Here is a 13088-nt window from a genome sequence, read left to right on the forward strand (position 1 = left end):
CCGCCGTGGAAGCCGCGCGTGCGGGCGAGCAGGGCCGGGGCTTTGCCGTGGTGGCCAGCGAGGTGCGCAGCCTCGCGCAGCGCAGCGCCGAGGCGGCCAAGGAGATCAAGGGCCTGATCGGTTCGTCGGTGGAGCGGGTGGAAGATGGTTCGCGGCTGGTGAGCCAGGCCGGCGAGACCATGACGGAAATCGTCTCCAGCGTGCGCCGCGTGTCCGACATCATTGCCGAGATCACGGCCTCGTCGGCCGAACAGAGCGACAACATCGGCCAGATCAGCCAGTCGGTGACGCAGCTGGACCAGATGACGCAGCAGAATGCCGCGCTGGTGGAAGAGTCCACCGCCGCATCCGAATCGCTGCGGGAGCAGGCCCACCAGCTCACGGGCGCGGTGCGGGTGTTCAAGCTTCAGAGCGCGATGGAGGGTGCTGCGCCCCCGGCGGATCCGCTGGGGGCCGTGCCCCTGCCTGCACGGCAGGTGGCGGGCTCTGCACGCTTCAAGGCCTTGCGCATTCAGTAAAGCCGGGCCGCAGACTCCGGGCTGCTCCGGCTGCTCCGGCTGCTCCGGCTGTGGCCTTTCATCGGCTGGTTGCAGATGGCGCAGAGGCTGCAGGCTCTGCGCCGGCCGCAGCGGCGCGGGTGGCCTCGCCAGGGGGGATGGGCGCTCCTTCAGGCAGGGTGGGCGCAGAGGCCGAGGGTGAGGCCGGCCCTGCGGCAGCTGCAGCAGGCGCGGAAGGCGCGGAAGGCGGCGTGCCGGCCCACCAGTTCAGGCGCCACCCGGCGGTGGCCAGCCCGCCCGCCACCAGCAGCACGCCCAGCGCCCACCACAGCGGCCCGCGCGACGGCGGGAACGGGTCCTTCACCGACCGGCGTGCGTGGGCCGGCACATGGGCCGTTTGCGACAACGAGCCACCCAGGCGGGTGTTGATGCGCATGCGCCCGTTGATGGCCCAGCCGCTGGCGTCCAGCAGCGGGCCCAGGCTGCGCTGGCGCAGCTTGAGCCACGCGATGAGCACGCTGGGCCCGGAGATCGCCAGCACGATGCCCACCAGCGCCAGCGGGATCCACACGCCCAGGTCCACGAACTTGCCGAAGATGCCCACCAGCACGGCACTGATGCTGCCCAGCGCCACGCCGATGGCGGCCACGGTACCCACGTCGGTGCGCTGGGGCGCGGCGTTGGTCAGGTGGTCTGCGGTGGTGCCCGCTGTTTTGGTGGTGGTCTTGGCCAGCAGGCCGGCCTGGGTGTCCAGAGACTTTTGCGCACGCGCTTCGCTGGCGGCGGCGCGCTTGGCCACCTGTTCTTCCACCAGCCGCACAAACTTCTTGTAGGGCGCCAGAAACGCCTGCCCGATGCTGGTGGGGTTCTCGATGATGCGGGTGATGGTGGCATCCCAGTCCTGGCCCTGGCGGTCATAGAACACACCGTTGCGCCCCACGAACAAAAAGTCCACATCCCCTGCGGTGAAGGCGGCCACGATGCCCATCGTCTGCCCCTTGCGCGTGCAGGTGCAATACGCGAGATAGGTCTTGGCCAGGCCCGCGAGCTTGGCGTGCCGGGCGGCGTCTTCCACGCGCACCGTCAGGTCGCAGCTGCGCGCGTCCAGGTACAGCGTGCCGGCCTGGAAGACCGCGCCCTGGCGCTGGTAGAACGCCGAGAACGACACGAAGTTGTTCAAGAGCGCCAGCAGGTCGCGCTTGAAGCGCAGCAGCTTCTCCAGGTCATGGGTCTGCTCGTTGTGGGCCAGCTCGGCCTCGTCCTGGTCGATGAGGGCCATCACGCGCGCCTTGGCGTCGCTGGCCTGCAGCGATTGCAGCACGTCTTCATCCAGCGTGTTGAGCGACGTGGCGGGCCGGTCTGCCAGCCACTGCTGGCACGGGGCCAGCGCCGTGCGGATGTGGCGCCACTCGTCCAGCGTGATCGCGGGCCCGGCCTGCTCGCCCAGCAGCGGCACCACGGTGTGGTCTCTGAACATGCTCAGCGCCTTGGCCCAGGCCGGGTTAACGCCCTCCGCGAGCGGCAGAACGCCTTCGGGGGTGATGGGCGCAAGCGGCAGCGTGGTGATGGCGGGCGCGTGCAGGTCAAGCTGCTGGCCGGCCATGGCGGCGTATTCCTCCAGCGCCGGGTTCAGCGCCGTGGCTGCGCGCGGGTCGAACGCGGCCAGGCGGCAGCGGGCAAAAAAGTCTTCCACCTTCTGCGCCACCGCGTTCATGGCCTGGGTGGCGCGCAGCGTCTGCTCGCCCAGCGCAAGGCCCGTGGTGGCGCCGCGCGCGCGCGCGGCCCAGGCGTGCAGCTTGTCCAGGTCGGCAAAGAACGCATTTGCGCGCGCGCGGTCGATGCCGGGCAGCGCGGGGTCGCCCACGGGCGGTGTGCCGCCCTGCGTCTGCACGATGTGGGCGATGGCCTCGCGCGCCAGGGCGTCGTCCTGGGCGGTGTCGGCGGTGATGATGCCGTCGCCGTTGAAGCGCATGGCGCTCAGCTGATCGCTGCCCGCCTGCACGTCGGCCAGCGTGATGGTGGCTGCCGTGTCGGGCTGCCCGGCCATGCTGAGAATGCGCCGTGCAGCCTGGGCCAGTGCGGCCCCGGCGTCCGTGGCGTCGTTGATGGCGGCGATCGACAGCGCATCGCCGGGCTCGGCCAGCTCCTGCGGGTCGCGCAGCCGCGCGCAGGCCCAGGCGCACGCGGTCAGCAGTTCGGGCGGGCGGATGCGGCCATCGCCGTCGGTGTCGATCAGGTCCAGCGTGCGCGGGTCGAACTCGATGCCGCGCGTGGGGCATGCCAGCGCCACCCAGAGCTTCTGGTCGAGCTCGGGCAGGCGGGCGATGTCCTGGCCGGTGCGGATGATGACCTGGTCCACGCCCCCGGCGCGGAAGAAATGCCAGGGGTGGGGCGTGGAGGCGGTGGTGTGCATGGGCGGGCGTAGGCGAGTGGGATGGCTAGGCTGGGCGGGGTGGCGGTGGCAGTGGCGGGCCCGGGGCTGTGCAGCGCCCCTGCACCCGAGCGGCCCATTGTTCGTCGCCGGCGCCCGGGTGCCCAGCGGCCATGCGCGGCACGGGATGTAAGACAAGGCCTACAACCCGCTGCATGGATCCTGAAATTTATGCCAAAACAGCCGCTAGCGCTTGCTGTATAAGCGCTCAATGCTATCTATTCAATAGCATTCTTCGGCGCAGGCTAGTCGCGCGTCACGCGCAGCACCTCTTCGCGGCTGGTGATGCCGGCGGCGATCAGCCGCTCGCCGTCTTCGCGCATCAGCGCCATGCCATCGGCGCGCGCCGCATCGCGGATGTCGGCCTCGGCGGCCTGGTTGTGGATCTGTGCGCGGATGGCGTCGGTGGTGACCAGCAGCTCGAACACGCCGGTGCGCCCCGTGTAGCCCGTCTGGCCGCAGGCGTCGCAACCCGCGCCATGGCAGTGGCTGCAGTACTTGCGCACCAGCCGCTGCGCCAGCACCCCGAGCAGCGACGACGACAGCAGGAACGGCTCGACCCCCATGTCGGTCAGGCGGGTGACGGCGCTGGCCGCGTCGTTGGTGTGCAGCGTGGCCAGCACCAGGTGGCCGGTGAGCGAGGCCTGGATGGCGATCTGCGCGGTCTCGAAGTCGCGGATCTCGCCGATCATGATGATGTCCGGGTCCTGGCGCAGGATGGCGCGCAGAGCCTTGGCAAAGGTCAGGTCGATCTTGCTGTTGACCTGCGTTTGCCCCACGCCGGGCAGCTCGTATTCGATGGGGTCTTCCACCGTCATGATGTTGTTGCGCGTGGCGTCGAGCCGGCCCAGCGCGGCATACAGCGTGGTCGTCTTGCCCGAGCCCGTGGGCCCGGTCACCAGGATGATGCCGTGCGGCTGGCCGATCAGCCCTTCGAAGCGGTGCAGGGTGTCGCCCTGCATGCCCACGGATTCGAGGCTGAGCTTGCTTTCGCTCTTGTCCAAAAGGCGCAGCACCGCGCGCTCACCATGGGCGCTGGGCAGGGTGGACACACGCACGTCGATGGCGCGCGTGCCCAGGCGCAGGCTGATGCGCCCGTCCTGCGGCAGGCGTTTCTCGCTGATGTCCAGGTCGGCCATGATCTTCAGGCGCGAGATCAGGGCCGCGTGCAGCGCGCGGTTGGGCTGCACCACCTCGCGCAAGGTGCCGTCCACCCGAAAACGCACGCTGCTGTGGCGCTCGTAGGGCTCGATATGGATGTCGCTGGCGCCGTCGCGCGCGGCCTGCGTGAGCAGTGCGTTGAGCATGCGGATGATGGGCGCATCACCCGCTGATTCGAGCAAGTCCTCGACGGCGGGCAGCTCCTGCATCATGCGCGAGAGGTCGGCGTCGCTCTCGACCTCGCTCACCACCGTGGCGGCGCTGGATTCGCTGTGGGAATACGCCGCGCTGATGCGCTGGGCCAGGCCGGGGGCATCGAGCGGCAGCAGCTGCTGCACGGCGTGTTTGCGCAGCACTTCGGACAGCGCGCCCGCATCGGGGCTGGGGCCGTGCCACAGCACCAGCTGGTGGCCGTCGTCCTCCAGCAGCAGCTGGGCGGTGCGGGCAAAGGCGTAGGGCAGGGGGTGGCGCATGGTGGGCACGGGTCAGAGCGACTGGCTGGCCGAGTGCGGCCACAGGGCTGCCAGCGCGGCCTCTTCAACCATGCCTGCAGGTGCGCTGCTGAGCGGCACCACGCCGGGCGGCGTGGTCTGGGGCTGGGGCGCTGGCTGCGGCGGCACGGGCGCCGTCATGGCGGGGGCATTGGGAATGAGCGTGCCAGGCAGGGGCTGCTGCACCGGCGCAGGGGCGGTGCGCGCGGGCAGCACCGGCAGCACCGGTGCGCCCGAGACGGAATTCATCATCACGCTGGGCGCCGGTTGGGTGACCTGCTGCAGCGCGCGGATGGCTTCGTAGCGGTCCAGCATCAGCGCTTCGCTCGTGGCGTTGTCGCGCACCACCACGGGCCGCAGGAAGACCATGAGGTTGGTCTTGTTGCGCGTGCGGTTTTCGCTGCGAAAGAGTGCGCCCACCACGGGCAGGTCGCCCATCACGGGCACCTTGTCCTGGCCTTGCTGGTAGCTGTCTTCCAGCAGGCCGCCGATCACGATGATGCTGCCGTCGTCCACCACCACGTTCGATTCGATGGAGCGCTTGCTGGTGGTGGGGCCGTTGGCGTTGCTCAGCGTGCTGCCGTCGATCTTGGACACCTCCTGGTAGATGGCCATCTTCACCGTGCCGTTCTCGCTGATCTGGGGGCGCACCTTGAGCATCAGGCCCACGTCCTTGCGCTCCACGGTGGTGAAGGGGTTGACGGTGCTGCCGGTGCCGGTGTTGGCGTACGAGCCGGTGACGAAGGGCACGTTGTTGCCGATGATGATGCGCGCCTCTTCGTTGTCCAGCGTCATCAGATTGGGGGTGGAGAGCACGTTGGCGTCCCCGCTGTTCTGCAAAAAGTTGGCCAGCGCACCCAGGTAGTACTGGCCGTTGATGCGCGGGGCGAGCGCCAGGTTCATGCCGGTGCCCAGGCCGCTCGAGCCGACGAGCGCCGATGGCGTCTTGGCCACCAGCGCCGCCGTGGCGTTGAGGATGTTCATGCCGGCCTGGCCGGAGTTGGTGCCGATCACGCCGATCGTGCCGTCGCCCTGCTTGCCCAGCAGACCCTGCCACTGGATGCCGAACTCGGCCAGCTTGGTGGCCGAGACCTCGACGATCAGGCTTTCGACCAGCACCTGCGCGCGGCGGCCGTCCAGCTTGTCGATGACGGTGCGCAGCTGGCGGTACAGCGGCTCGGGCGCGGTGATGATCAGCGAGTTGGTGGTGGGGTCGGCCTGGATCTGCCCGCCCGTGGACGGCTGGTTGCTGTTGGTGCTGCTGGTCCCCATGGAAGCGCCGCTGCCCAGACCCATGCTGCTGCTACCGGCACTGCTGCCGCCCGACAGGCCGCTGGAGGACAGGCCGTTGCTGCTGCCCAGTCCCGTGCTGGACGCGGCCGCGCTGGTGCCGCCCCCGCTGGCGCCCGCACCGCCGCCATTGCCGCTGCCCATGGCGGCCATGGCGGCGCGCAGGGTGGTGGCCAGCTTGGTGGCATCGGCGTTCTTCAGGTAGACCACGTGGATGTTGCCGTTGGCCGCGCTGCTGCCGGGCGCCGGCGGCTGGTCGAGCTGATCCACCAGGGCGCGCACCTGGGCCACGCGCGCGCGGTTGGCGGCGCGCAGGATGAGCGAATTGCTGCGCGGCTCGGCGATCAGCGTGGTCTTGAACGAGGTGTCGGCCTGGCCCGGTGTGGCGGCCGGTGCGCCCGCCGCGCCGTTGCCGCCGCCGTCGATCAGGCGCGCCACCAGCGGGGCCAGGTCGGTGGCGATGGCGTTGCGCAGCGGAATCACTTCCACGTCGCTGGCGTTGGAGACATCCATCGCCGCCACGATGCGCGCCAGGCGCTGCAGGTTGTCGGCGTAGTCGGTGATCACCAGCGAGTTGTTGCCGGGGTTCACGTTGATGGTGTTGTTGGGGCTGATCAGCGGGCGCAGCACGGGCACCAGGTTGGCGGCGCTCTCGAAGTTGAGCTTGAAGATCTGCGTGACGATCTGCCCGCCCGCGGGCGCGTTGCCGCTGCTGCCCTGCACCACGCTCACGCTGCCGCCCTGCAGCTTGGCATCGGCCTCGGGCACCACCTTGTACAGCCCGGCGGACTCGACCACCGTGAAGCCCTGCAGGCGCAGCGCGGCCAGGAACTGCTGGAACGCGGCGGCGGGGGGCACGGCGCGTTCGGTGACCAGGTTGAGCTGGCCCTTCACGCGCGGGTCCACCACCACGTTGCGGCCGGTGATGGTGGCCATGGTGCGGGCCACGGCCTCGATCTCGGCGTTGGCGAAGTTCAGCGTGACGGGCTCGCTTTGGCGCACGCTGCCCGCGCCGGTGCGTGTGTCGACAGCAGTTTGGGCATGAATTTGGCCGCCAGCGCTTACCAGTAAAGCGCTTGCAGCTATTGTTTTGAGAGTGAATCGCAGGTGTGGAGCAAACAGGAAAGTCATAGATTCAACCCACGGTGATGATGGAACGCGCGCCGTTGCGCCGCCCGATGATGTTCAGAAGATTGGACAGCGCGGCCTCGCGCTCGGGGCTGGCGCTGGCCTCGCCCGTAAAGCGCAGGCGCTGGCCCACCCATTGGCCCGTGCCCTTGAGCTGCAGGTGGCCGTCGAGCGTGCTGAGCGTGAGGGTGGGCACCTCGCCCCCCTGCAGCACCAGCCGGTAGCTGCCCATGGGCCGCAGGGTGGACAGGCGCGAGGACATGGCCCGCGCGTCCATCTGCACCTGGCCCGCCAGCACCAGGCGGCCTTGCGCCCAGCGCGCCTCCAGGCCCAGGGTCTGCAGCGCGAGCTGGCCCTGGGGCTGCAGGGTGTTCCACGGTGTGCCCAGGCCGGTGAGCAGGGCCGCCGGCCATTGGCTCTGCCCGTCCGCCACCGACACCTGCACGCCGCCCAGGCCCGCAGCCACGCGCGCGTGCAAGGGGGCCGGCGTGCAGCAGTCGGCCTGCACCTGCGCGCGCAGGCCGCCGAGTGTGGGGCGCAGCCGCCAGTCCACGCGCCCGGGCAGGGCGGCGCGGTCCTGGCTGGCGGCGCCGCCGGTCAGCACCAGCTGGGCCGAGCCCGTCCACACCGTGCCCCGGGCCTCCTGCAGCAGCACCTGGCCGTCCGTGGCCCTGGCCACGGCCCCTGTGAGCCAGTGGGCCGGGGCGAATGCCACCACGGCGGGCAGCACGCCGAGCAGCGCACCCAGCCACGCCCAGCCCCAGGCAGCGCGCGGCACAGGGCCCGCAGCGGACGGCGCTGGCATGCGCCGTGGCGACAGGTTGCGGGTGCGGGTGTTGATGGCCACAGGTGAATGAATGATCGAAGGGGCGGGTGGCGGGGGTGCGACCGGTTCAGCGGGAAGCGGGCAGGGCCAGCACCACGGTGCCATCCCAGCGGGGCAGGGCGGCCCCGGCATTGCCGAGGGTGACGGGGCTGGGGGTGTTGGGTGCGGCCGTGGGTGCGCTGCGCGCCAGGCGTGCCTCCACCGGCGTGGCGCGTGCGTTGCTGCGCGCCTGGGCCAGCCACTGGGCGAGCGCATCGGCCGGGGCGCCCTTCAGCGTGACGGTGGCGCGGTCGCCCACCACATTCAGCTGGGCGGCGTTGCCCAGGCGCTGGGTGAGGGCCGTGCGCAAGGCGCCCACGGTGTCGCCAGGGACCGAGCGGGGCGCCGCCTGCAGCTGCTGGGCCTCGGCCTGCAGGCTGTGCATGCGCTGCAATTGGGTGTCGAGTGCGCTGTGGCGCGCGGGGGCGGTGCGCAGTGTGGCCAGGGCCGGGGCCAGGGCCACCCACCACAGCAGGGCCAGGGCCACCAGGCCGCCCGCGGCCAGCACCAGGTTCTGCTCGCGCGGGGCCAGGGCCTGCCAGCGGGCCTGCAGGGGGGCAGCGGGGTTGCGGGGGGGCGTGGTGCTCATGGGGTTCCTTCGGCGCGCAGCAGCAGGCTGCCATCGTCCATGCGCGCTCGGTAGCCTGCGGCCTGCAGCCGGCCCGCGATGGTGGCTTCCTCGTCGGGTGACAGGGCGACGCCGCGCAGGCGCAGCTCGCCGGGGGTGTATTCGATGGCACTGGGCAGTTGCCCGTCGGGCAATGCGGCGCCGGCGGCGGCCAGCAGCGGCTCCAGGTCGCGCGCAGACACGCTGCCCGCTGCTTGCCGCAGCAGCGCCAGTTCGCGCTCCATCTGCACCGGTGCGTCCACCACCACCTGCACCTGCGGAAAGGTCTGCGTGAGCGTGCTGCGCACCCCGGCCTGCTTGGCCGCCAGGGCCTTGCGCTCGCTCCAGGCCAGCGCATTGAGCCCCACCAGGTGCGCCACCACCAGCAGCCCCGCGCCCCAGCGTGCGGCGCGCCACTGCGGGGCATACAGGGCCGTGCTGACGGCGCTGCCCGCCTTGCGCAGGGCGCGCGTGCGGCCGGTGCTGGCCAGGTCGAACTGGGCCAGGTCCCAGTCGCCACGGGCGGCGTCCAGCGCGCGCTGGCTGCTGGTGTGCAGCGCAATGCGCTGGCCCAGCGTGCGCTCGGCCAGTGCGGCCACGGCGGGCTCGGCGCGCACGGGCAGGGTGTCGTCGGCGGCCGGGTCTGCGGCGCCCGCCGGGCCGGCCGCAGGGGTGCCTGCCTGCGCCAGCGCGAGCGCCACGGGGGTGAGCGGCACCACGGCCACGCCCAGGTCGGGGCCCTGGCCGGTCAGCACCACATAGGCTTCTTCGGGTGTGCCCAGCGCGCACAGTTCGGGCCCGCCGCTAGCGGTGGGGCCGGGGGCAAATTCAGGCACCACGCGTGACACGCGGCGGCCTGCGGCCTCCAGGGCCTGCAGGTTCTCGCGCAGCCAGGTGCGGTCGCACACGGCCACCCACAGCGGCGCACCGGCCTGCGCATCGGGCTGCAGCGCAAAGTGCAGCTGCGTGGCGTCGTCCAGCACGCGGTCTTCAAGCAGGCCCTCCAGCACCGAGCGCAGGCGCGGCGTCTGCTGCCCGGGACCCAGCGGCAGGCCCGGCGGCAGCTGCACCCGCTGCCACGACAGCAGGCGCGCAGGCACCACGGCCACCACCTCGCCGCCGGGGCGGGTAGGTTCGGGCAGCAGGGCCGCGGGGGCTGTGGCGTGGCGAAGGGCCGTGTGGCCGTCCGCAGTCAGCGTGTAGCTGTACTCGGTGGCGGGCCCGGGGCGGGCCGTCGGCAGATGAAGAATCAGGGTGCTCATGGACGGGTTTTGCGGGCCATTTTAGGGGGCTGTGTTGACAGGGCCGGGCGCAGCCGAGCAGGGTTTGCCCCGGGGCGGCCTGCGGGGCTCGGTGATGGGGGTGTCATCGCAGGGCTTGGGGCGCAGCCAGCGGGCTGTCGCGGTCAAAGGCGCCCCGTTCGCGCCACAGCGTGGTCACCTCGGTGCCCTGGCGCCGCACGAGCGAGCGCTCGTCCACCATGGTGTCGCCCAGGCGCAGGCGGCCGCGCACTTCGAAATAGCCCGTGCCGATGGCGAAGTTGCTGGCGTCCAGCAGCCCCTCGGCATTGCCCAGCAATTCGCGCACATCGCCCAGCGAGCGGAAATGCCGGGCCTCGCGCGCCTGCACGATCTTCTGGGCGCTGGCCCGGTCCAGGCCCTCGATGGCGGCGATCAGCACTTCGGTGCTGGCGGTGTTGAGATTGACGGGCGTGCGCACCGGCAGCAGGGTCACGTAGGGCGCGAGCACTTCCACCGTGGCGGGCGAAAGCCCCAGCCAGCCGAGCTGGGCCACCGTGGAAGGCATCAGCGGCGCGCTGCCGTTGTCGCCGCCGCCCGGCGCCGCCTGGGCCTGGCGCAGGGCGTCCACCAGCACGCCCAGTTGCTGGGCGGGCAGTCCCAGCTGCTCGAACAGGCGCGTGAACTGGCGCACGGCGAGGTTCTGCACCTGGCCGCCCTCCACCAGATTGGTGATGTTGAGGCGCGACTGCATGTCGGTGATCTGCCCGGAGAGAAAGGCCTCGGTGGTGTCGGTGCTGGCGTCGTCCACCTGCGACACATTGCCTTCGGCTGCCAGAAAGGTGGACAGGCGCGCTTCTTCCAGCGGCACCGCCCAGGGCTCGGCCAGGTGGTCGCCGCCGCCGGTGCGGCCGTCCTCGCTCAGGATGAGGCGCGACCAGTCGAGCGCGCCGATCAGGATCCAGGCGGACTGCACATGCCCGCGCTCGGCGGTCTCCACCTCCACCGCGCGCCACTGCTGCCACATGGCCGATGCGGCGAAGGTGGCCACCAGGGTGACGGTGAGCATGGCGGCCAGCAAGGCGGCGCCGGCCTGGCGCGCGGCAGGCGTGCAGGTGTCGGGCATGGGGGCCGTGGCTGCGGTGCAGGCGCTCATGAGCGTCGGCCCCCCAGGATGGGGTTGACCCAGTCGCGGGTGAGCTGCCCCGTCAGCGCCTGGCCGGCGGGCAGATCGATCTGCAGCCGGACCCCGTCGGGGATGGTGGCAGAAGCGTCGGTGCCGCTGCTGGACAGGGGGTTGGACCATGCGCCCCCCCGGTAGTAGAAAAGCTGCCAGCTTTGGAGCGGCATCAGTCTCACCTCGAAGCGGCGCTCGGCATCGCCGGGCGTGCGCGCCCATTGGCCGGCCTGCTGCCAGGCCTGCTGCCAGTCGCCGCGCGTGCGCACGGGCGGCGACTGCCAGCGCAGCCATTCGCCCACGCCCTGGGCGTTGCCGCGCCGCGTCCAGGCCACCACCACGGGGCCTTCATCGGGCACGGCGCTGCTGCGGCGCGTGATGCGCAGCACCTGGCCGTCCCAGTCCAGCGGCGTGGTGTTGGCGACGGCCATGATGGCATCCAGGTCGGTGGTCCACTGGCCGAGCGCGGCCTGCAGCACCAGCATGTCGTCCGCACGCTGGCGCGTCTGCTCCTGCGCGCGGACCATGCCGTCCAGCCCGCGCCAGCTCAGGATGGCGATGAGCGCCATCACGCCGATGGCGACCAGCAGCTCGATGAGCGTGAAGCCGCGCTGCGTGCGGGTGGAGCGGCGCCTCACAGCTCGCGCCCGATGATGGTGGAAATGCGCAGGATGGAGTTGTCTCCGTCCAGCACCTGCGCGTCCATGCGCCGAAAGCGCGGGTTGGGCGTGGGCCGCACGATCACGGCCACGGTGAGCGTGCGGCCCGCCTGCTCGCAGGTCACGGCGCTGTCGCCCACGCTGGGCATCTGGCGCGACAGCCGCGCCCGCACCAGTTCGTTCTCGGCACACAGCTGGGCCAGCACGATGTCGCTCTGCCGCAGCGCATTGCGCGTGAGCGCCGTGGTGGCCTGCAGGCCCGCCATCAGCGCAATCGCCACAATGGCCAGCGCCACCAGCACCTCCACCAGCGTGAAGCCGCGCGAGCGCCCGCCGCCGGTGCGGCCGCCGTGCGCTTGGCGGGTGCGCCCCGTCATGGCGCCGACTCCACCGAAAAAGGCCGCACGCCGTCCGTCACCACGCGCAGGGCACGGTCGGGGTGGTTTTGGTGGGTGATCAGCACCTGCTGCGGGCCGATCAGGGGCTCCGGGCCCAGCACCAGCACCGCCGGCCCGCGCGTGGCCGTGCCCGCGTCCAGCCACTGGGTGGGCAGCGCAGCCTGCGCGCTGGCCGGCAGCCCTTCAAAGCGAAAACCCTGCGGCACCGCACGCCAGCGCACCGGAATGCCCCCCGCCCGCGACTGCGCCCGCGCCGATTCCAGCAGCGCCGCCAGGCGCGCCGCCTCGCGCTCCAGCTGGGTCTGCGCCCCATCGCGCAGCGCCAGGCCCACGCCTGCGGTCGCCAGGGCCATGATGCTGACGACGATCAGCAGTTCAAGCAGAGTGAAGCCGCGCAGGCGGTTCATGGACCAGAGCGATTGGAGTTCGCAACGGTCGCGGCGTGTCCACGAGGCGTGCGGCCGCAGCGCCGGGCCGCCCCAAGCAAGGCCCGGCCCCCTTGGGGGGCAGGGAGCGACGCGCAGTGCGCGACCGTGGGGGCCAACGGCTTCGCCGCCGGGCCGCCCCAAGGCGAAACGCGGCCCCCCCGGGGGGCAGGGAGCGACACGCAGTGCGCGACCGTGGGGGTCATGTCCTCACTGCCAGCTGCCGATGTCGGCGTCCTTGCCCTCGCCGCCAGACTGGCCATCTGCGCCGAACGACATCACGTCGATCTCGCCTTTGATGCCGGGATTCAGATATTGGTACGGCCGGCCCCAGGGATCGTTGGGCAGCTTTTCGAGGTACAGCTTCCAGTTGTTGGGGACCGGGCCCGAGGTGGGCTTGGCGATGAGCGCCTGCAAGCCCTGCTCGGCCGTGGGATAGCGCTGGTTGTCCAGGCGGTAGAGCTTGAGCGCCTGCATGATGTTGGTGATGTCCGTGCGGGCGGCGGTGCTGCGCGCATCGTCGGCACGGTCCAGCACGTTGGGCACGATGAGCGCGGCGAGCACGCCGATGATGACCAGCACCACCATCAGTTCGATGAGGGTGAAACCCCGGGCAAGCTGCTGTGCCAGGCGGCGGGGGGCGAATCGCGCGAGGAGGGGAAGGGTGGTGTTCACTGCAGGCGTTCTCTTGGGTGGTCGGAGGATCGCGTGAATCATAATC

12 protein-coding genes are annotated in these 13088 nt (G+C 71.4%); 1 reads left to right on the forward strand and 11 read right to left on the reverse strand.

Annotated elements, in window-relative coordinates; genetic code table 11:
- On the forward strand, positions 1–518 hold a 518-nt coding region (locus ACOQFS_RS04930), incomplete at its 5' end, for a methyl-accepting chemotaxis protein (RefSeq protein ID WP_421561798.1).
- A gap of 58 nt (positions 519–576) precedes the next feature.
- Here the strand turns inward: ACOQFS_RS04930 and ACOQFS_RS04935 are convergent.
- The 11 genes from ACOQFS_RS04935 to gspG all read right to left on the reverse strand — a co-directional run bounded on the left by ACOQFS_RS04935 (position 577) and on the right by gspG (position 13042).
- Complete coding sequence (locus tag ACOQFS_RS04935) at positions 577–2910, reverse strand: hypothetical protein (protein ID WP_421561799.1); 2334 nt, start codon at positions 2908–2910, stop codon at positions 577–579.
- Between the two features lie 263 nt (positions 2911–3173).
- A complete protein-coding gene (locus ACOQFS_RS04940; RefSeq protein ID WP_421561800.1) occupies positions 3174–4562 on the reverse strand; it encodes a GspE/PulE family protein in 1389 nt (462 codons plus the stop codon).
- 12 nt (positions 4563–4574) lie between these two features.
- Positions 4575–7001, reverse strand: a complete 2427-nt coding sequence (gene gspD, locus ACOQFS_RS04945) for a type II secretion system secretin GspD (protein WP_421561801.1) — start codon at positions 6999–7001, stop codon at positions 4575–4577.
- Positions 7002–7005: 4 nt separating this feature from the next.
- Positions 7006–7803, reverse strand: a complete 798-nt coding sequence (gene gspN / locus ACOQFS_RS04950; RefSeq protein WP_421561830.1) for a type II secretion system protein N — start codon at positions 7801–7803, stop codon at positions 7006–7008.
- An 88-nt stretch (positions 7804–7891) separates the two neighbouring features.
- A complete protein-coding gene (gene gspM, locus ACOQFS_RS04955; RefSeq protein WP_421561802.1) occupies positions 7892–8452 on the reverse strand; it encodes a type II secretion system protein GspM in 561 nt (186 codons plus the stop codon).
- Positions 8449–9732: a type II secretion system protein GspL gene (gene gspL / locus ACOQFS_RS04960; protein ID WP_421561803.1), complete on the reverse strand. Its 1284-nt coding sequence runs from the start codon at positions 9730–9732 to the stop codon at positions 8449–8451. Before gspL ends, gspM begins: the two co-directional genes overlap by 4 nt.
- A gap of 103 nt (positions 9733–9835) precedes the next feature.
- Positions 9836–10864, reverse strand: a complete 1029-nt coding sequence (gene gspK, locus ACOQFS_RS04965; protein WP_421561804.1) for a type II secretion system minor pseudopilin GspK — start codon at positions 10862–10864, stop codon at positions 9836–9838.
- Positions 10861–11523, reverse strand: a complete 663-nt coding sequence (locus ACOQFS_RS04970) for a PulJ/GspJ family protein (RefSeq protein WP_421561805.1) — start codon at positions 11521–11523, stop codon at positions 10861–10863. The genes gspK and ACOQFS_RS04970 overlap by 4 nt, the downstream gene beginning before the upstream one ends.
- Positions 11520–11921, reverse strand: coding sequence for a type II secretion system minor pseudopilin GspI (gene gspI / locus ACOQFS_RS04975; RefSeq protein WP_421561806.1), 402 nt, complete (start codon positions 11919–11921; stop codon positions 11520–11522). Before gspI ends, ACOQFS_RS04970 begins: the two co-directional genes overlap by 4 nt.
- The gene (locus ACOQFS_RS04980) at positions 11918–12349 is read right to left on the reverse strand and encodes a prepilin-type N-terminal cleavage/methylation domain-containing protein (RefSeq protein ID WP_421561807.1); all 432 of its coding nucleotides are present in this window, start codon (positions 12347–12349) and stop codon (positions 11918–11920) included. Before ACOQFS_RS04980 ends, gspI begins: the two co-directional genes overlap by 4 nt.
- Before the next feature lie 228 nt (positions 12350–12577).
- On the reverse strand, positions 12578–13042 hold the full coding sequence (gspG, locus tag ACOQFS_RS04985) for a type II secretion system major pseudopilin GspG (protein WP_421561808.1): 465 nt from the start codon (positions 13040–13042) through the stop codon (positions 12578–12580).
- Positions 13043–13088: the final 46 nt, after the last annotated feature.

Origin of the sequence: Paracidovorax sp. MALMAid1276 (assembly GCF_049198005.1) — a bacterium.
In the GTDB taxonomy this organism is placed as follows: Bacteria; Pseudomonadota; Gammaproteobacteria; order Burkholderiales; family Burkholderiaceae_C; genus Acidovorax.

Bases quoted from the DNA above. Each gene is read 5' to 3' on its own strand.
- ACOQFS_RS04935 (WP_421561799.1), bottom strand. From the start codon at position 2,910: ATGCACACCACCGCCTCCACGCCCCACCCCTGGCATTTCTTCCGCGCC.
- ACOQFS_RS04940 (WP_421561800.1), bottom strand. From the start codon at position 4,562: ATGCGCCACCCCCTGCCCTACGCCTTTGCCCGCACCGCCCAGCTGCTG.
- gspD (WP_421561801.1), bottom strand. From the start codon at position 7,001: ATGACTTTCCTGTTTGCTCCACACCTGCGATTCACTCTCAAAACAATA.
- gspN (WP_421561830.1), bottom strand. From the start codon at position 7,803: ATGCCAGCGCCGTCCGCTGCGGGCCCTGTGCCGCGCGCTGCCTGGGGC.
- gspM (WP_421561802.1), bottom strand. From the start codon at position 8,452: ATGAGCACCACGCCCCCCCGCAACCCCGCTGCCCCCCTGCAGGCCCGC.
- gspL (WP_421561803.1), bottom strand. From the start codon at position 9,732: ATGAGCACCCTGATTCTTCATCTGCCGACGGCCCGCCCCGGGCCCGCC.
- gspK (WP_421561804.1), bottom strand. From the start codon at position 10,864: ATGAGCGCCTGCACCGCAGCCACGGCCCCCATGCCCGACACCTGCACG.
- gspI (WP_421561806.1), bottom strand. From the start codon at position 11,921: ATGACGGGGCGCACCCGCCAAGCGCACGGCGGCCGCACCGGCGGCGGG.
- ACOQFS_RS04980 (WP_421561807.1), bottom strand. From the start codon at position 12,349: ATGAACCGCCTGCGCGGCTTCACTCTGCTTGAACTGCTGATCGTCGTC.